15 protein-coding genes are annotated in these 17212 nt (G+C 65.8%); 7 read left to right on the top strand and 8 right to left on the bottom strand.

Going from position 1 to position 17212, the window contains the following annotated elements; translation table 11 throughout:
- Positions 1-3: 3 nt before the first annotated feature.
- A complete protein-coding gene (locus ACMZ91_RS08160) occupies positions 4-2394 on the bottom strand; it encodes a TonB-dependent receptor plug domain-containing protein (protein WP_414576553.1) in 2391 nt (796 codons plus the stop codon).
- Between the two features lie 113 nt (positions 2395-2507).
- Between ACMZ91_RS08160 and ACMZ91_RS08155 the strand changes: the two genes are divergently transcribed.
- Complete coding sequence (locus ACMZ91_RS08155) at positions 2508-4160, top strand: ABC transporter ATP-binding protein (protein ID WP_414576552.1); 1653 nt, start codon at positions 2508-2510, stop codon at positions 4158-4160.
- Positions 4161-4193: 33 nt separating this feature from the next.
- On the opposite strand, the gene ACMZ91_RS08150 is transcribed toward ACMZ91_RS08155, so the two are convergent.
- A complete protein-coding gene (locus ACMZ91_RS08150) occupies positions 4194-5441 on the bottom strand; it encodes an arsenic transporter (RefSeq protein WP_414576550.1) in 1248 nt (415 codons plus the stop codon).
- Between the two features lie 245 nt (positions 5442-5686).
- Between ACMZ91_RS08150 and ACMZ91_RS08145 the strand changes: the two genes are divergently transcribed.
- The 3 genes from ACMZ91_RS08145 (at position 5687) to ACMZ91_RS08135 (ending at position 7588) form a co-directional block, all read left to right on the top strand.
- The gene (locus tag ACMZ91_RS08145) at positions 5687-5899 is read left to right on the top strand and encodes a hypothetical protein (protein ID WP_414576548.1); all 213 of its coding nucleotides are present in this window, start codon (positions 5687-5689) and stop codon (positions 5897-5899) included.
- Between the two features lie 24 nt (positions 5900-5923).
- Entirely contained in the window at positions 5924-6445 is a 522-nt protein-coding gene (locus tag ACMZ91_RS08140) for a hypothetical protein (protein WP_256200923.1), read from the top strand.
- A 114-nt stretch (positions 6446-6559) separates the two neighbouring features.
- On the top strand, positions 6560-7588 hold the full coding sequence (locus tag ACMZ91_RS08135) for an SEL1-like repeat protein (protein ID WP_329810055.1): 1029 nt from the start codon (positions 6560-6562) through the stop codon (positions 7586-7588).
- 55 nt (positions 7589-7643) lie between these two features.
- On the opposite strand, the gene ACMZ91_RS08130 is transcribed toward ACMZ91_RS08135, so the two are convergent.
- From ACMZ91_RS08130 to msuE, 3 genes are read right to left on the bottom strand one after another with little or no spacing between them, the layout of a single operon-like run.
- Positions 7644-8678, bottom strand: a complete 1035-nt coding sequence (locus tag ACMZ91_RS08130; RefSeq protein ID WP_049422263.1) for a methionine synthase — start codon at positions 8676-8678, stop codon at positions 7644-7646.
- 38 nt (positions 8679-8716) lie between these two features.
- The gene (locus ACMZ91_RS08125) at positions 8717-9694 is read right to left on the bottom strand and encodes a DUF1852 domain-containing protein (RefSeq protein WP_414576545.1); all 978 of its coding nucleotides are present in this window, start codon (positions 9692-9694) and stop codon (positions 8717-8719) included.
- A 58-nt stretch (positions 9695-9752) separates the two neighbouring features.
- Positions 9753-10334 (bottom strand): FMN reductase, encoded by a 582-nt coding sequence (gene msuE, locus ACMZ91_RS08120; protein ID WP_049461152.1) that lies wholly within the window; start codon positions 10332-10334, stop codon positions 9753-9755.
- A gap of 176 nt (positions 10335-10510) precedes the next feature.
- Here msuE and ACMZ91_RS08115 point away from each other — a divergent pair, with 176 nt between their 5' ends.
- Both ACMZ91_RS08115 and ACMZ91_RS08110 read left to right on the top strand, forming a co-directional pair.
- A complete protein-coding gene (locus tag ACMZ91_RS08115; protein ID WP_132810143.1) occupies positions 10511-11425 on the top strand; it encodes a LysR family transcriptional regulator in 915 nt (304 codons plus the stop codon).
- Entirely contained in the window at positions 11425-12294 is an 870-nt protein-coding gene (locus tag ACMZ91_RS08110) for a methylenetetrahydrofolate reductase (RefSeq protein ID WP_134951246.1), read from the top strand. Before ACMZ91_RS08115 ends, ACMZ91_RS08110 begins: the two co-directional genes overlap by 1 nt.
- On the opposite strand, the gene ACMZ91_RS08105 is transcribed toward ACMZ91_RS08110, so the two are convergent.
- Entirely contained in the window at positions 12276-13382 is a 1107-nt protein-coding gene (locus ACMZ91_RS08105; RefSeq protein WP_414576543.1) for a serine hydrolase domain-containing protein, read from the bottom strand. The two genes, ACMZ91_RS08110 and ACMZ91_RS08105, sit on opposite strands and share 19 nt — an antisense overlap.
- Positions 13383-13620: 238 nt before the next feature.
- On the opposite strand from ACMZ91_RS08105, the gene ACMZ91_RS08100 reads away from it, so the two are divergent.
- The gene (locus ACMZ91_RS08100; protein ID WP_134951248.1) at positions 13621-14148 is read left to right on the top strand and encodes a DUF6622 family protein; all 528 of its coding nucleotides are present in this window, start codon (positions 13621-13623) and stop codon (positions 14146-14148) included.
- Between the two features lie 75 nt (positions 14149-14223).
- Here ACMZ91_RS08100 and ACMZ91_RS08095 read toward each other — a convergent pair whose 3' ends face one another.
- Together ACMZ91_RS08095 and ACMZ91_RS08090 are read right to left on the bottom strand one after the other, a co-directional pair.
- Complete coding sequence (locus tag ACMZ91_RS08095; RefSeq protein WP_049463443.1) at positions 14224-15477, bottom strand: carbohydrate porin; 1254 nt, start codon at positions 15475-15477, stop codon at positions 14224-14226.
- Between the two features lie 14 nt (positions 15478-15491).
- Positions 15492-17198, bottom strand: coding sequence for a PTS fructose transporter subunit IIC (locus ACMZ91_RS08090; RefSeq protein WP_414576542.1), 1707 nt, complete (start codon positions 17196-17198; stop codon positions 15492-15494).
- Positions 17199-17212 lie beyond the last annotated feature (14 nt).

Genomic DNA, 17212 nt, shown 5'->3' with positions numbered 1-17212 from the left:
GGCTTACCAGCGGTGCGTCAGCGTCATGGACAGGAAGCGACCCAGCGCTGTTGCATTGGTGGGGTCATAGCCGGTGTTGATGCTGTTGACGATGAACGGCGGATCCCGGTCGAACAGGTTCTGCACGTTGAACGCAAGCGAGGTGCCACGCTGCGGGTCCGCCGATGCACCGAAGTGGTAGGCGAGGTTCAGATCTACGGTCGTCCAGGAGCTGACGTGGGGCCGGGCGACATTGGCGGGGTCGCGATAACTGTCCACGTAGTTCACGAAGATCCCCGCCGCGGCCTGCTGCCGGCTCAGCGCGATGCCACCGCGCATCTTGAGGTCCACCGGGTAGTACACCGAATTCACCGCATCCACCTCGGGCGACGTACTGGTCAGGCGCCGCTTCGACTCGATGATGTACTGCCCGGCCAGGTTCAGCCCGATGTGGGTCTGGCCGGCATCGAAGCCATAGGATCCGCTGAAGTCGACACCACGCTGCCGGGTGAAGGCGTTGTTGCGGAAGCGGTTGTCGAGGATCACCTGGCTGTTGGTTTCGTCCGTGCCTGGCGGCAACGCATATGGCCCCACGCGCGAGACGAACAGTCCCAGGCCAGACACGCCCAGCTGGCGTGCCTGCTGGATCTGCTGCTGCGTGGGATTGGTGGTCAGGATGTCTGCGTAAGGTGCGGTGGACTGCAGGAACAGCGACGGGAAGCTGCCGCCGAAGCCGCTGCCGATACGGTCGGCGTATTCGATGTGGTAGTAGCTCGCATCAATCTTGAGCCCCGGCAGCGACGGCGGCGCGAACGAGAAACCGCCGGTCCAGGTCTTGGCCCGTTCGGGGCCCAGATCGGGATTGCCATTGGAGAGCATCATCAGGATGGTGTTGCCATTGGCTGCACTCGGGTTGGGCACGTTCGCCACCACCACGGTGTTGTTCAACTGCATGTCCTGGTACACCGGCGCCCGGTAGGAGCGGCCGTAGCTGGTGCGGAACGAAAGCCCCTGGGTCGCCTCCCACAGCAGGCCGAACTTGGGGTTCAGCGTGGAACCGAAATCGCTGTAGTCGTCATAGCGCGCTGCGGCGGTCAGGGACAGGCTGCGCACGCCCGGCAGATGCTTCAGCAGCGGAACGTTGAGCTCGGCAAAAGCGGACCTCACGGTACGCTGCAGGTCGAGCGGCTTTTCCAGGCCGCGGTGATCGATCAGTTCATAGCCATCGCGGCGGTAGCCCGCGCCGAATGCCGCGCGAACCCCACCGGCGGGCAGGCTGAACAGCTCACCGTCGGCGACCAGGTCCAGGTAACGCGATTCGGAGTTGGTATTGGTGGGTGGCGCGGTACTGGCCGAGCTGCCGGTGATGGTGGTGCGCTGATAGGACACATCGCTCCTGCCGAACCCCGAATCCAGGCGCGCCTGCCACTGACGCGGAAGGTCCAGTGTCAGGCCGGCGAACAGGTCGAACTGGCGCGTGTGCGGGAACAACCGGGTTTCGTCGGCCGTGCCGGAAATGGTGGTGTCCATCTCGCGCTTGGCGAACGAGCCGGTCACGTTCAGGGTCAGCACATCGCTGAGCTGCTGCACGCCGTCCACGTACAGGCTGTGGCGCTTCGAACCGGGGTAGAGGTCGTACGGCTTGACCCGCACGTTCTTCGAGAAATCCTTGTCCACCGCCGGCAGGTTGCTCTGCTTCAGGAACTCGTAGCTGGCCAGCACATGGCCACCATCCCACGACCAGCCTGCCGACTGCGAGGCCTGGTATTCCTCCATGCCGCCGGTGGTCACGGCGCCGTAACGCACAGCGGTCTCATACCCGGTGAAGTCGCGGCGCAGGATGATGTTGACCACACCGCCGACCGCATCGGTGCCATAGATGGCCGAGGCACCATCGGTGAGGATCTCAACGCGTTCCACCGCACTCAGCGGTATCAGCGAGACATCCACGTACTGGTAGCGGTTCGACGAGGTCACGCGGTGGCCGTTGATCAGGGTCAACGTGGTGCCGGTTCCCAGACCGCGCAGGTTGATGGCGGTGCCCTGGCCGAAGTTGTTGCCGGTATCGCGGTCGACGCCAAGGTTGGCGACGTTGGCACCATTGGCGCCACCGCCGAAGTTCTGCGGCAGTTTCTCGAACAGCTGCTGCACGGTGGCCACGCCGGTGCGGTCGATGGCCTCCTTGTCGATCACGATGATCGGGGAGGCGCCTCCGCCAATGGCATCGCGGATGTTGCTGCCGACCACCAGCACCTTGTCCAGGGTCGCGGTCGGCGCCTCGGGCGCTGCGCCTGCGGCCCGCGAACGCCGGGCATCGCCGGGGTTCTGGGCGATCGCAGGCACGCTGGCCAACAGTGCAGCGGCAATGCTGAGGGCCATGAGCGCGCGTGGCATGGCAGCGGATACGTTCGTCATTCCCCGGTCCATCGATCCCATCCGAAAGTGGCCTGCGACGTGGCTACGTCGCTCCTGAATGGATATGTTATAGCATATCATTGTGGGGTTGAGTCCACGCTGGAACCAGGCCGATGAAGAAGACTGCTGTTCCGCCGCCCGTCGCTGAAATCCTGGGCACGTACTGGAAGGCTGACCGCAGGCTGCTGCTGCTCATCGCCGGCAGTGTCGTGCTGTCCAGCCTGGCCAATGTTGCGGCGCCCTATCTTTTCTCACGCCTGATCGACCGTCTGCCCATCGACGGGGTCGGCGCTCTCGCGGGCGGCTTCCTGCTGTATGCGGTCATGCTTGGCGCTGGCAGCGCCCTGCAGAACACCGTGCAGTACCTGTCGTTCCTCAGCGGCGAGAATCTTGGCTTCATCACCAGTACCCGCTACTTCGCCCGTCTGCTGAAGAAGACCAACAGCTTCTTCCTGGAGTACAACGCCGCCGAGCTGCAGGTTGCAGGGGAGAAAGGCCGTGGCGCGCTGAAGATCGTGGTGCAGCTGGGGCTGGTGGCCTTCATTCCCAGTGCGCTGCAGATCCTGCTGACGCTGATAACGCTGGGTGCGTTGATCAACCTGCAGGTGGTGGCCATCGTGCTGGCCTACGGCACGGTAGCCGTCACGCTTTCCGCCATCGCTACCCGGCGCGCACGCATCCATCGCGAAGCTGCGGTCGAGGCCGGCCAGCAGAACGCGCGCTTCGTCGGCAATGCCATGAATGCCATGGAGACGCTGCGCCAGTTCGGTGGCAGCGCCTGGATGGTGCAGCGCTTCGAGCAGAAGGCCCAGGAGGTGCGCGACAGCTGGCGCGCCTACGTACTGCAGCGGATCGGCTTCATTGCGCTGCTGGGCATCGGCCTGGCGGTCGAGTTCATCGTTACCTTCCATCTGTTGCTGCCGCGCTACCAGAGCGGCGGTCTGAGCGTCGGCGACATCGTCCTGTTCAATCTGCTGCTGCTCCAGCTCAACATGCCGTTCGAGATGATCGCCCGTTCGATCGATGACGTCGCGCGCTCGTGGAGCATGCTGGCTCCGCTTTCCACCTTGTGGGCGGCGCCCGAGGAGCAGCAGGTGGCCGATGCCCAGCGCTTTGCGGGTGAAAGCGGCCGGCTGGCGTTCGAGCGGGTCAGCCACCGCTATGGCAACGGTCGCGGGGTAAGCGATGTGTACTTCGCGGCCGAACGTGGCGGCATCAATTTCCTGATCGGCCCGACCGGGGCAGGGAAGTCGACCCTGTTCAAGCTCGCCCTGAAATCGATCGATCCGCAGCGTGGCCGGATCCTGGTCGATGGCCTTGACCTGTCCCGGATCGACCGTGCGGCCTGGCATGCCGCTGTCGCGGTGGTTCCGCAGGATGTCATCCTGCTCAACGAAAGCCTGGCCGACAACATCCTGCTCGGGCGCGCGCGTGATGATGATCGGCTGCGGCATGCCGCACGCAAGGCTGCGATCCTGCCGTTGATCGAGGCGCTGCCCGAGGGGCTGGAAACCACGGTGGGCGAGCGGGGCCTGAAGTTGTCCGGCGGGGAACGCCAACGCATCGCGATTGCCCGTGCACTGTATGGCGAGCCGGCGATCCTGTTTCTGGACGAGGCAAGCTCCGCGCTGGATGAGGCCACTGAACGCGAGATCATGGACCATATCCGCGCACTGGCGAACGATGTAACCGTGGTGGCCATCACCCATCGGCGCGGTATCGTGAGCCCGACTGACCGGGTGATCGAGCTGGAGAGTGATCGCTGAGCAACTTGGTCATGGCGACCGAACCACGCCCAACTAGAGCAGCAACAGTGCCCCGATCAGCGCAGGCGGCATCACCAGCGCGCCGACGCGCAGGAAGTCGAGCGCGCTGACATGCTCGCCCTCGCGGCGCAGCGCCACCAGCCACAGCATCGTGGCCAATGAGCCGGTCACCGACAGGTTGGGGCCCAGGTCCACGCCGACCAGCAATGCGGCGCGGGTCTGTGCCGGCAGATCGGCCATCTGGCCCAGCGAGCCTGCGGCGAGGCCGACCGGCAGATTGTTGGCCACGTTGCTCAGCAGCGCGGCCGCGCCACCGGCCAGCCAGCTGGCCTGGTGCGGGGAAGTCTGCGCAACGGCCTGCAGCGCGCTGGCTGCCGCCTGGATGACACCGGTCTGGGCCACTGCTTCCACCAGCACGAACAGGCCGGCCACCAGCGGCAGTACGCCCCATGACACATGGCGCAGCAGCGGCAACGGGCTGCGTCGTTGGCGCATCGCCACCAGTGCCACACTCAGCGTGCCTGCGCAGAACGTGGCCAGGCCGAGCGGGCCGTTCAGTGCGGAGGTCACCAGCAGCACGGTGCCGGTGAACAACACGCCCAGTGCGCTGAGCCGGCCGCCTTCGGTCAGCGGGCGATGCGCCGGCGCCGCCACCAGCGGCTGCGCGATCTCGCGCCGATGCACCCAGCGCAGCACCAGATAGGTGGCGCCGATCGCGGCCAGCGACGGCAGCGCGAACTGTGCCAGCCACTGCATCAAGGGCGGCATGTGCTGGCCGTACACCACCAGGTTGGCCGGGTTGGAAATGGGCAGCACGAAGCTGGCCGCATTGGCGATGAACGCACAGACGAACAGATAGGGCAGGGGGTTGGCACGGGCCGCCTTGCAGGCTGCGTAGACCGCCGGGGTCAGCACCACCGCCGTGGCATCGTTGGAAAGAAACACGGTCACCAGCGTGCCGACCAGGAACACGAGGTCGAACAGGCGTCGTCCCGAGCCGCCTGCGTGGCGGACCGCGTACAGCGCCAGCCAGTCGAACAGGCCCTCGCGCCGGGCCAGCTCGGCCAGCACCATCATGCCGACCAGGAACAGATAGACATCGCGGCCCTCGGCCACCGCGTGCAAGGTCCTGCCGAACGACACCGCTCCCAGCAGTGGAAGCAGAAGGGCAGCCCCCAGTGCCCACACATATTCCGGAATGCGGAACGGCCGGAACAGCAGGCCGACGGTGGCAACGGCCACGGCCGCCCAGATGAGGAAAGAGGAGTAGGAAACGAGCATCGGGCGGGGTGTCTCAGCGGCGCCGACGCGTACCTCGCAGGAGCGCGCCCGCTGCAATCACGGCAGTTCGGGGAAGGCGGCATCATACTCCGTGAGCCGCGCCCGAGCTGTGGAGCCCAGCCCATGCTTGTCTGCTTGCCGCGTGCCCCAGGCACCCACGCTCCGCGAACGTTTTCTTCGGGCGCTCTTCACCGTCGCTCCGCTTAGAGTGAAGGCCACTCAAAGTGTCACGCATGGAATCAACGATGTCCGAATACCGGGACTGGATCTTCAATGCCAACGGCCGAACCCTGGTGGCCCGGGTGGAGCTGGATGGCGACGGCGGCGGCACCATCAACCGCTGCCAGTTGACTCCGGGGCCCGCGCAGTCCGGGCTGTGCATCAAGGTAGCCTCGCAGGCCGAAGCCGCAAAGAAGCTCGAAACCGAGGTGGAGAAGCTGCTCGGCCCAGAGTGGTGAGAGGGCTTCGCTACGGCAGAAGCGTTGAGAGGTCGCCAGCGCAAATCCGCAATCTCATTCCATGCGACGGCCGACCGTATTCTTCGGGCCATGCATTCACCCTCCAGCCCTCCCGATTTCATGACCGCTACCCGGCCCTCCGGCTGGGTGCAGAGCGGTGACCGCTGGGACCTGTGGTGGAACGGCCGCTGTGTGGCCAACGTCGTGCCGCATGCCGTGCTCGGGGTCCGCCTGTTCCTCGCCGCGCGGAAATCACCCCAGCCCAAGGTCGTGGCCGCCGTGAATGCTCGCCAGGCCAAGCGCTACGCCGAGCGCTGGTGTGCCGCCCGGCTTTGCCCGCAGTTGCGGTTGCGCGATGCGGTGGCGCGGCTGGTAGATACCGGTGCTCCATCACCTCCGGCGCCTACGCGGGAGCAGCGGCAGCAGGCCCGCCGCCTGGCCGAGGCCGGGTCGCGCGAGATGGGCCGGATCAAGGAGGCGCTGGCGCTGAGACGGACCCCTGCGATGTCGCGAGCGCAGGAGCAGGCACGCCCGCTACCCAGATAGAACCTCGGCCACGTGGTCCTGCGCGCACCTATAATGCCGCCCCCGGCCCCGATCACTTGCTGATCAAGGCAGCTGCCGGGTCTACCTGCGGCATCCATCTGGAGTTGATCAAGAATGCAGACGTTCACGGAAGAATGGATTGGCGCCCTGCGGCGCGTCGCACTCTGTGCGGGACTGGCTGCCCTGGCCTGCAGCACGCCTGCGCTTGGCAATGACAACGCAGCCGAGCGGGATCGCGTGATGGCTGCGGCGAAGACCGGCAACGCGGAAGCCCAGAATGAACTTGGGGACAGGTATCTGCGCGGCGCAGGCGTCGACAGGGACGCAGCGAAGGCAGCGGACTGGTACCGCAAGGCGGCCGATCAGGGCTATGCGCCGGCACAGTCCATGCTGGGTGTGCTGTATCTGCGAGGCAATGGCGTGCCGAAGGATTCCGCTCAGGCCCTGCACTGGGTACGCAAGGCTGCCGATCAGGGCAATGCGGACGCACAGTCCGATCTCGGGATCATGTACCTGCAGGGCCTGGGCCCGCAGCAGGATGATGCCCAAGCTGTCCTGTGGCTCCGCCGAGCCGCTGAACTCGGCTCGCCGGCCGGGCAGTACAGCCTTGCCAATCTCTATCAGAAGGGACGCGCCGGCCTCACGAAAGACGAGGCCCAGGCCATGCAGTGGTATGCCAGGGCAGCCGTGCAGGAGCTCGGCCTAGCGGGAGTCAAGGAGGCCCGTCTGGAGCTGTGCCTGAATCGCAAGGAGAACGAGGTGTGGTGTGCCGAGATGGACACGCCCGGCGCGTTTGGCCCGGTTGAAGCATTCACAGCGGCTGCCGATGGCGGTGATGTGGAGGCGCAGACCAGGCTCGCCCTGATGTATGCCAAGGGTATCAGCGTACAGAAGGATGAGGCCCGATCCGCCGACCTGTATCGCAAGGCGGCAATGGCGGGCTACGCGCCTGCACAGGCCGAGCTGGGATACCTGTACTCCATCGGGCGCGGGGTGCCCAAGGACCAGGAAGAGGATATCTACTGGACCTGTGAGGCTGCAGCGCAGGGAAACCGCAGGGCGATCCGCAATCTGGCCATCAAGCAGACCTACGATCTGTTCGATCCGAAGGAGTGCCCCGAGCGGCGCGCGCGCAAGCGCTGAGTGCCGATGCGTCCGGACCCCGCACAGAGGTCCGGACGCAGATCGCTTGCAGCGGTTACGCCGAGAGCTCCTCGCGCACGATCCTGGCCCCTTCGCTGAGCGCACGCAGCTTGCCCCGTGCCACGTCACGGGCCAGCGGCGCCATGCCGCAGTTGGTGCTCGGGTAGAGCTTGTCGGCATCCACGAACTGCAGCGCCTTGCGCAGGGTGTTGGCCACTTCCTCAGCCGTCTCCACCGTGCTGGAAGCCACGTCGATGGCGCCCACCATCACCTTCTTGCCGCGCACCAGCTCGATCAGATCGATCGGCACGTGCGAGTTGTGGCATTCCAGCGAGATGATGTCGAGGTTGGAGGTCTGCAGCTTCGGGAACGACTCTTCATACTGGCGCCATTCCGAGCCCAGCGTCTGCTTCCAGTCGGTGTTGGCCTTGATGCCGTAGCCGTAGCAGATATGCACGGCAGTCTCGCACTTCAGTCCTTCGATCGCACGCTCCAGTGCGGCCACGCCCCAGTCGTTCACTTCGTCGAAGAACACGTTGAAGGCGGGCTCGTCGAACTGGATGATGTCGACGCCAGCGGCTTCCAGCTCCCTCGCTTCCTCGTTGAGGATCTTCGCGAATTCCCAGGCCAGCTTCTCTCGGCTCTTGTAGTGCGCGTCGTACAGGGTGTCGATCATGGTCATCGGCCCGGGTAGTGCCCACTTGATCGGCTGCGTGGTCTGCCGGCGCAGGAACTTCGCATCCTCCACGAACACCGGCTTGGGGCGGCTCACGGCGCCGACCACGGTCGGCACGCTGGCGTCGTAGCGGTTGCGGATGCGCACGGTTTCGCGCTTCTCGAAATCGACGCCGTTGAGGTGCTCGATGAACGTGGTAACGAAGTGCTGCCGGGTCTGCTCACCGTCGCTGACGATATCGATGCCCGCGTGCTGCTGTTCCTGCAGGGACAGGCGCAGGGCATCCTGCTTGCCTTCGGTCAGGCCTTCATCCTGCAGCTTCCAGGGCGACCAGAGCTTTTCGGGCTCTGCCAGCCAGGAGGGCTTGGGCAGGCTGCCGGCGGTGGAGGTAGGGAGCAGTTTCTTCGTCGACATTGCGTTCTGTGTCCTGGGGCGAATGGAGAATCGGTGGATCAGCGGGCAGCCCACTGCTCAAGCACGGCGCGATACGGCTTGATGAAGTGCTCTTCGGTGAATTTGCCCTGCTTGACCGCCAGCTGGCTGCGCTCTTCGCGGTCGTAGACGATGCGGGTGGAGGAGTAGTCCTGGTGCTTCAGGCTGGGCTGGTAGACCTTGCCGGCCACGGAATTGGCGTTGTAGATCTCCGGCCGGTAGATCTTCTGGAATGCCTCCATCGTGCTGATGGTGCCGATCAGTTCCAGGTTCGAGTAGTCGCCCAGCAGGTCGCCCTGGAAGTAGAACGCCAGCGGCGCCACGCTGCCCGGCGGCATGAAGTAGCGCACCTGCAGGCCCATCTTGTCGAAGTACTGGTCGGTGGGGGAGAACTCGCCCTGGCGATACTCCACGCCCAGGATGGGATGGTGGTTCTCGGTACGATGGTAGGTCTTGCTGCTGGAGACGCTGATGCAGATCACCGGCGCCTTGCTGAAATTGGCGCGGTAGGCCTCCGATTCCAGGAAGTGCTGGAACAGCTTGCCGTGAAGATCACCGAAGCCTTCCGGAATGCCGAAGGTGGCCTTTCCCTCGTTGCTGGCCGGCAGTACCACGCTGAAGTCGTAGTCGCGCACATAGGACGAGAAGTTGTTGCCGACGATGCCCTCGGTGCGCGCGCCGGTGTGCGTGTCGACGATGGTCGGGCGCAGCACTTCGATCAGCGGGAACGGATCGCTGCCGTCGGCTCCATCGATGTGCATCTCCACCGAGATGATGTCCAGCTCAACGCCGTAGCGGTCCGCACTCGGGTTGTCCCAGTGCGCCAGGTCGTTGAAGCGGTTGTTGATCATGCTGATCGTGTTGCGCAGGTTCTCCTGGCGGGACTCGCCGCGAGCCAGGTTGGCGAAGTTGGTGGTGATGCGCGTGCCGTCAGCGGGCTGGTAGTCCTCGTTGAAAGGGATGCGCGTGATGCTGAAGGTGAAGTTCTCGGTCGTCATGGGCGGCGTTCCGGGTTGCGGGGGTGACATCCGAATGCGGGTCGCTGGCATTCGGCATTCAAAGGACTGCAGCGGTCTCGGCAGTGGCAGGCGCTATGCGATGGGACAGGGCAAGCAGGGGCATCGCCCGCTGCACCGCCAGCCGTGCGCGCTGGATCAGAGCGTCGTTGTGCACGCGGCCCTCGGCGAAATCGCGGTCGGTGGCGTAGACGCCGAGGGGCAGGGTGCGCGCCTGGAAGAAGCTGAAGAGCGGCCGCAGCTGATGATCGATCACCAGTGCGTGGCGCTCGCTGCCGCCGGTGGCGGCCAGCAGGATGGGGGTGTCGACCAGCGCATCCTGGTGGATGAAATCGAAGAAGTGCTTGAACAGGCCGGTGTACGAACCGCGGTAGACCGGCGTGGCCACCACCAGTACGTCTGCCTGTTCAACGGCCACCAGCTGCCGCTCCACAGCCTCGGGCAGCTGCGAGCGCCACAGCGCACCGGCCAGCTGCGGCGCCAGTTCGCCCAGCTCGATCAGGTGCGGCTCGCAGGCAACGTCCTCGCCGATCAGGTCCAGCAGGTGCTCGGCCAGGGTTGCAGCCCTGGAGGGGCGCTGCAGTCCGCCGGAAACGGCGACGATACGGAGGGGGCGGGTCATCTGTTCGCTTTCAGCAGGAGGGGGAGCTCCTTCGGGCGATCTGCGGGGGCGCAGTCCTGCAGGCCGGCGAGGTGACCGGGCTGGCAGGCAACCGAAGGCATGACCCGATCCTAGTCATGCCCTTCCATGACGTAAAATGGTATTACTTCACTAATCCATGAGCGGGATTCATCGTCATGCTGGAACGGATCCACCTCAGCATCGTGCAGCAGGTCGAGCAGCAGGGCTCGTTGACCGCCGCCGCGGGCGTACTCAACCTGACCCAGTCTGCCCTGAGCCACAGCATGAAGAAGCTGGAACAGCAGCTGGGCACCGATGTCTGGCTGCGCGAAGGCCGCAGCCTGCGCCTGACCCAGGCCGGGCAGTACCTGCTGGCGGTGGCCAATCGCGTGCTGCCGCAGCTGGACCTGGCCGAAGAGCGGCTGGGCCAGTTCGCACAGGGCGAGCGCGGCGCACTGCGCATCGGCATGGAATGCCATCCCTGCTACCAGTGGCTGCTGAAGATCGTCTCGCCGTACCTGGCCGCTTGGCCGGACGTGGATGTGGACGTAAAGCAGAAGTTCCAGTTCGGCGGTATTGGCGCGCTGTTCGGCTACGAGATCGACCTGCTGGTCACGCCGGACCCGCTGCTGAAGCCGGGCCTGAAGTTCGTGCCCGTGTTCGACTACGAGCAGGTGCTGGTGGTGGCCAAGGACCATGCACTGGCCAAGGTGGACCACGTAAAGCCGCGCCAGCTCGGCCAGGAAGTGCTGATCAGCTACCCGGTGCCGTTCGAGCGCCTGGACATCTACAACCAGTTCCTGCTGCCGGCCGGCATCACGCCGCGGCGCCACAAGGCCATCGAAACCACCGACATCATGATGCAGATGGTGGCCAGCGGCCGCGGTGTGGCCGCCATGCCGCGCTGGCTGGTGGAGGAGTACGCGGCGCGCATGGACGTGGTGCCGGTGCGCCTGGGGGCGAAGGGCATTCCCAAGCAGATCTACCTGGGTGCGCGTGAGGCCGATACCGGCATCGACTATCTACAGGCCTTCGTCGAACTGGCGCGTAACAGCACGCCGATTGCCGGCAATGTGGGCGGAGCGCGTTGATGCCGGCCGGTACCTCATCGCAGGCGGACGCCTTCATCAACGCCTTTTCATTGGAAGTCAGCGCGAAGGCCATGCCGGCACTGCGCGCCGAGGCGGCCCGCATCCGGCGCGGCACGGTCATCTCCATTCCCTGGCTGGCCAGCGAGGACGACGATGCACGCCTGGCCGCCGCACGCACGGTGCGCGAGCTCGGCTTCGCGCCGATGCCGCATCTCTCCGCCCGCCGCATCGGCTCGCACGCAGCGCTTGAGCGCTTTCTGGAGCGCGCCACCAGCGAAGCCGGGATCACCCGCTGCCTGCTGGTCGCGGGTGACCTGGCCACACCCGCCGGGCCGTTTGCCGACAGTGCTTCAATCATCCAGACCGGTCTTCTGGAGCACTCCGGGATCAAGGTCGTTGGTATCGGCGGGCACCCGGAAGGCCACCCGGTGATGAGCGCTGACGATCGCTGGGAGGTGCTTGGGCGTAAATGCCAGGCCATCGAAGCGCGCGGCATGGCCCCCTTGGTCGTCACCCAGTTCGCCTTCGATGCCGATATCGTGCTGGCCTGGCTGGATGCGCTGCGCGCCCGTGGCATCACGGTTCCGGTACTGGTGGGCGTGCCGGGCCCGGCCAGCATTGCGCGGCTGGCGCGCTACGCCGCGATGTGCGGCGTGGGTGCCAGTGCATCGATGCTGGCGCGGTACGGCATCTCGATCGGCCGGCTGCTGGGAACGGCAGGGCCGGAGGTGTTCATGGATCGCCTGCTGAGTGGGCTGACGGACGCCCATGGCCCGGTCAGCCCGCACTTGTTCCCGTTCGGCGGTATCGCGCCATCGCTGGAGTGGGTGGAGCAGTATCGGCGGAGCATTTACAGCAGCGGCGGCTGAAAATCCGGGCAGCGGCGCATCCCAAGATCGAGGCGCTCTGCAATGCGCTGGGGATTGATGTCTCCGGCACGATTGATCAGGACCACGACCGTTCTTCGTTGCGCAGGAACGTGCCGCAAGTACCCAGTAAAGCCTGCGGTTCCGCCTCCGTGACCGACTACATTGCCGTCATCGGCAACCTGCCAGCCGGCCCCCCAGCCCGCCTTGCTTCCGTTGGAAAGAACCGTGTCGCACCACATGCGCCTCAGCGCACCATCAGGTAGCAGCCGACCCTGGTCCAATGCCACAGCAAGGCGTGCCATGTCATCGATGCTCGCCAACAGGCTGCCGGCCGCCCACGCCGAACCCGCAGCAGTGGGCGGTGGGTCGTGCCACCGGCCATCCTGGAATAGATGCCCCTGGGCAATCCGGCGCCGATCCTCTGAGCGGCGCGGTCCCGCGTCGCGCATGCCTAGCGGCGACAGGATCTCTTCCTGGAGAACGTTCCAGTAATCCATGCGGGTTGCATGTTCGATGGCCAGACCGAGCAGAATGTAGTTCGTATTGGAATAGGCATGCCGCGTACCTGGCGCAAACTCCAGCGGCATCTGCTCCACCCCTGCCAACAGTTCACGGGGTTGCGGACTCGTCGGCATCAATCGCAGGAAGTTGTCTTCATTCAAATAATTGGGAATGCCGGAGGTATGGCTCAGCAGCCGCAGCAGTGAAGTGGATGCCCACTCTGAAGGCAGTCCCTCCACATACAGGCCGATGGGCGCCGTGACGTCGAGCAACTGTCGCTGCTGGAGCCGGAATACCAGCAGCGCCGTGAACACCTTGGTAATCGATCCCAGCTCGAACACGGTATGGCGATCAATCGGTGAGGGCCGGGTGTCGGTGCGTCGGCCCGCCGTGGCTAGCGCGGCGATGCGCCCATGATCTACCAGAACGGCCGCCAGGCCAGGCTGCTGCTCGGCCCGCAGCAGCGCGGCCAGCGAACTGCAGCTGCCTGAAGTACGCCGGCTCGCCAGTGCAGACCGGGCAGACAGGCCGCAGCCGGCAGCCAGTAGTGCTGCACACAGGTGGCGCCGGACAGGATCGTTGCGCATGGCGTATCAGCTCGCAGCGGCATTGTGGCAATGGTATCGCGGGTCGAGCAGGCCGAGCGGATGAGGCGGGTGTCCCGGGTGGGTCCGCACTGTGGCTGTTGGCAGCGTGGCACGCCGCCACATCACCTACGAAGGCTGACAGCTGTCACTGGCTGCAACCTTGGGGGAAGCGAATAGTGAGCGCCAAGGCGAGGGCGCCTCGCCACCACTCAGCCACCACTCACCAAGGGGACCGCTCATGAACATGCTCCAGCAACTCGCCGCACAGACGCCGATCTGGGTCTGGCTGCTCCTGGCCTTCCTGATCACCCGCGGCATCGCCGCCATGAAGCCAGGGGAGACCTCGCTGCAGAAGCTGGCGATCGTGCCCGCCCTGTTCGCCGCCTGGGGTGCGTGGTCGATCAGCCATCGCTTCGGCACGTCGCTGACTGCCTGGAGCGAGTGGCTGGCCGGCATCGCCACGGGTGCCGCGCTGGCCTGGCCGCTGCTGAATCGGCTGAAGCTGACGCTGGACCGCAGCACCGGCAAGCTCTGGCGCAACGCGGACTTCAGCCTGCTGCCGCTGCTGCTGATCACCTTCCTGGTCAAGTACGGCTTCGAAGTCGCATTTGCGGTGTCGCCGTCGCTGACCGCCAACGCCGGCTTCAGCGCCGCCTACCTGCTGCTGGCAGGCGGATTCACCGGCCTCTTCATCGGCAAGTACTGCCGCTATCTGGCCTCGTTGCGACTGGGTGAGGCAGGTAAAGGGGTTGGGGTGGCAGGCTGAAACCAGCTCCGTCGTGACGCGTCACATTAATAGCCCCAGAGGGTAGTGCCGGCCGGTGGCCGGCACCCCTTGTCCCTACAGACTCCAATCAACCCGCATGCCCGCAATCAGCGCATTTGGCAGGTCACGTTGGCGTGCGGGTTCATTGAACTGGTCCGGATGCACGATGTAGTGCAGGTTCGGCGCGACCCGGAGCTGTGGGGTGAGCTGGATGCCATAGCTCAGTTCCATCATCACCTGGCTCCCGTGCGGCGTGCCGCTACCGCCGGCCGCGGCGCGGGCAAGGCGCAGGTTCTCCAGCGCGATGCTGCTGTACTTCTGCTGGGTCACAACGAAAGCGATGCTGTCCTGCGGCCGGCTGGTGAACGTGCCTTTCTGCACCATGCCAGCCTGCAGGAAATGATCCTCGATCAACTGGCCGGAGGTGCCCTTGAGCGCCGCACCGAACAGGGTCAGGCCGCGGCCGCCACCATCACTGGTGAGCTGTTGCTCGAAGCGGGCGAACGCACCGGATCGGCCGCGACGGGACGCATAGTCCTGCCCGCTGAGCAGCGCCGGGCTGCCGTTGGCATCTCGCAGCGGATCCAGATAGGTCGAGTTGTCCTGCCAGCCACCGAGTTCGTAGCGGGCTTTCAGTCGTGCCGAAGCAGGGCTGCGCCAACCGAGCGTGTAGGGCACGATCCAGCCGGTGGCCTGGTTCGTATTCCACTTCAGGCCGTGCTGGCCATCCTCCGCCTGGCTGGGATCGACCTGGTAGGCGCCGACGCGCACATAGACATCGGGCGTCACCCAGGCCGTGGCATCGGCCATCCAGCTCGATACCGGCCACCAGGTGAAATTGCTGGTGCGGAACACGTAGGTCGGGTTGCCGCAGGCCGAATTGCCCTGGAAGTACTGGCACAGCTCCGAACCGAGGTGATGGATGTTGGCGACGCTGCGCCCGGCCTCCAGCACCAAACGGTCGTTCAGCAGTTTCTGCTCAAGCGTCAGGTTGGCCAGGCGCGTGCCCTGGCCGCCGTAGATTTCCTGCACCGAGGTGCTGTTGCCAGTACGGCTGTTGGCCAGGTTGGTGCCATGGCGGTTTATGCCGTAGGCCTTGATCGTCGCGCCCCGCCAGCCAAACGCAGCGTCCAGGTTCACGTCGGCACCGAACATCAGCTGGCCGGCATACGCCGTGCCGCTGCGCTTGCCGCCGTCGAGCGTGGCAGCCGCTTCACCGGTGTACGCCAGCTTGGGGGTGAGGACGTCGCTCGCGTCGGCGGCTGCGGCCACGGACGGCAGGGCCAGCAGGATCGCTACCGGCAACAGGCGGCGGGAAGAGCAGGTCATGGGCGAGGTTCCTTTTACAGGGTGGGAGCCGTGACCGGCTTCTTGAGGACGCGCAGCGCGACAGCGGTGACGGCCACGCCGGCCACCAGTGCCAGCAGGTAGACGCCAAGGTGGGTGACCGCGTTCGGGATCGGCAGCACGAACACACCACCGTGCGGCACCTTCAGCTCGACACCTGCGGCCATCGAGATCGCACCGGCCACGGCCGAGCCGAGAATCAGCGCCGGAATGGTGCGCAACGGATCGCGTGCGGCGTAGGGGATCGCGCCCTCGGTCACGAAGCTGAGGCCGAGCACGCCCGCGGCACCAGCGGTGCCGCGCTCCTCGGCAGTGAAGCGGTTGCTGAACAGCCATGTGGCCAACGCGATGCCCAGCGGCGGCGTCATGCCGCCGATCATCGTCGCAGCCATCGGCGTGTAGACCTGGCTGGAAATCAGTGCGGTGGAGAACGCGTAGGAGGCCTTGTTGACCGGCCCGCCCATGTCCACCGCCATCATTCCGCCCAGCAGCAGGCCCAGCAGAATCGCGCTGCTGCCCTGCATGCCGCGCAGCCAGTCGGTCAGCCAGGCCAGCAGCCCGGCAACCGGCGTGCCGATCACGTACATCATCAACAGACCGACCAGCAGCGTGCCCAGCACCGGCAGGATCAGCACCGGCTTGAGGCCTTCCAGGCTGCGCGGCAGGCGCAGCGCACGATTGATCCAGTGCACACCGTAACCGGCGATGAAGCCGGCCAGGATGCCGCCGATGAAGCCCGCATCCATGTTGACTGCCACCAGCCCGCCGATCATGCCCGGCGCGATACCCGGGCGATCGGCGATGGAGTAGGCGATGTAACCGGCCAGCGCCGGCACCATCAGCATGAAGCCGGACTTGGCGCCGATCTGGAACAGCGACCAGGCCAGCGTGCCCTTGTGTGCATCGTCGAAGGCATAGATGCCGCCGAGCGCGAACGCCAGTGCGATCAGCAGGCCACCGGCAGTGACGAACGGCAGCATGAACGACACGCCGGTCATCAGGTGCTTGTAGGGGCCGGTGGCTCTGGCCTTTTCGGTGGTGCGGCCTGAAGCCGGCGTACCCGCCTGCACGCCGGCCTCGACCAGCGCCTTGCGGATCAGGTTCTGGCCGTCATTGATCGCCGGCTTGGTGCCGCTCTTGAACAGGCGTTTGCCAGCAAAGCGTGACAGATCGACTTCGCGGTCGGCGGCGATCAGCACCAGGTCGGCGGCAGCGACTTCTTCGTCGCTCAATGCGTCCTGCGCGCCGACCGAGCCCTGGGTTTCCACCCGGATCGCGTGGCCCAATGCCTTGGCGGCTTGCTGCAGGCCTTCGGCCGCCATGAACGTGTGGGCGATGCCGGTCGGGCAGGAGGTAACGGCGACGATGTGCTTGCTGGCGTCCGCGGCGGGCGCGGTTCCGGACGTCGCGGCAAGCTGCGCCAGCACGGCAAGCGGGTCGTCCAGCACCTCACCGAGGCTGGCGCGTACGATCTGGGCGCTGCCGAAGCGCGCGGCATCCGCCTCGCCGTCACCCACCAGCAGCAGCTGCGTTGCGGCGGCGGCCTGCGTGGCGGGCAGTGCTCCGGTCACGCCCTGGTCGCTGCGGATTTCGATCGCCAGTTCAGCGCCTTGCTGGCGGGCGGCGCGGCGCAGCGCTTCGGCGGCAAGAACCGCCTCGATGCTGCGTTCGCCTGCGGCGATGACTACGGTGGAAGCTTGCATGGGCACTCCTGGAA

Origin of the sequence: Stenotrophomonas sp. FR024, assembly GCF_047500745.2 — a bacterium.
GTDB lineage: Bacteria > Pseudomonadota > Gammaproteobacteria > Xanthomonadales > Xanthomonadaceae > Stenotrophomonas > Stenotrophomonas maltophilia_A.
Note: the sequence above shows the minus strand (reverse complement) of the source record. Positions and strands in the feature narration are given on the sequence as shown.

What these genes read in the sequence shown, in the direction of transcription:
- ACMZ91_RS08160 (WP_414576553.1), bottom strand. Translation starts at nt 2,394, where the DNA reads ATGACGAACGTATCCGCTGCCATGCCACGCGCGCTCATGGCCCTCAGC.
- ACMZ91_RS08155 (WP_414576552.1), top strand. Translation starts at nt 2,508, where the DNA reads ATGAAGAAGACTGCTGTTCCGCCGCCCGTCGCTGAAATCCTGGGCACG.
- ACMZ91_RS08150 (WP_414576550.1), bottom strand. Translation starts at nt 5,441, where the DNA reads ATGCTCGTTTCCTACTCCTCTTTCCTCATCTGGGCGGCCGTGGCCGTT.
- ACMZ91_RS08145 (WP_414576548.1), top strand. Translation starts at nt 5,687, where the DNA reads ATGTCCGAATACCGGGACTGGATCTTCAATGCCAACGGCCGAACCCTG.
- ACMZ91_RS08135 (WP_329810055.1), top strand. Translation starts at nt 6,560, where the DNA reads ATGCAGACGTTCACGGAAGAATGGATTGGCGCCCTGCGGCGCGTCGCA.
- ACMZ91_RS08130 (WP_049422263.1), bottom strand. Translation starts at nt 8,678, where the DNA reads ATGTCGACGAAGAAACTGCTCCCTACCTCCACCGCCGGCAGCCTGCCC.
- ACMZ91_RS08125 (WP_414576545.1), bottom strand. Translation starts at nt 9,694, where the DNA reads ATGACGACCGAGAACTTCACCTTCAGCATCACGCGCATCCCTTTCAAC.
- msuE (WP_049461152.1), bottom strand. Translation starts at nt 10,334, where the DNA reads ATGACCCGCCCCCTCCGTATCGTCGCCGTTTCCGGCGGACTGCAGCGC.
- ACMZ91_RS08115 (WP_132810143.1), top strand. Translation starts at nt 10,511, where the DNA reads ATGCTGGAACGGATCCACCTCAGCATCGTGCAGCAGGTCGAGCAGCAG.
- ACMZ91_RS08110 (WP_134951246.1), top strand. Translation starts at nt 11,425, where the DNA reads ATGCCGGCCGGTACCTCATCGCAGGCGGACGCCTTCATCAACGCCTTT.
- ACMZ91_RS08105 (WP_414576543.1), bottom strand. Translation starts at nt 13,382, where the DNA reads ATGCGCAACGATCCTGTCCGGCGCCACCTGTGTGCAGCACTACTGGCT.
- ACMZ91_RS08100 (WP_134951248.1), top strand. Translation starts at nt 13,621, where the DNA reads ATGAACATGCTCCAGCAACTCGCCGCACAGACGCCGATCTGGGTCTGG.
- ACMZ91_RS08095 (WP_049463443.1), bottom strand. Translation starts at nt 15,477, where the DNA reads ATGACCTGCTCTTCCCGCCGCCTGTTGCCGGTAGCGATCCTGCTGGCC.
- ACMZ91_RS08090 (WP_414576542.1), bottom strand. Translation starts at nt 17,198, where the DNA reads ATGCAAGCTTCCACCGTAGTCATCGCCGCAGGCGAACGCAGCATCGAG.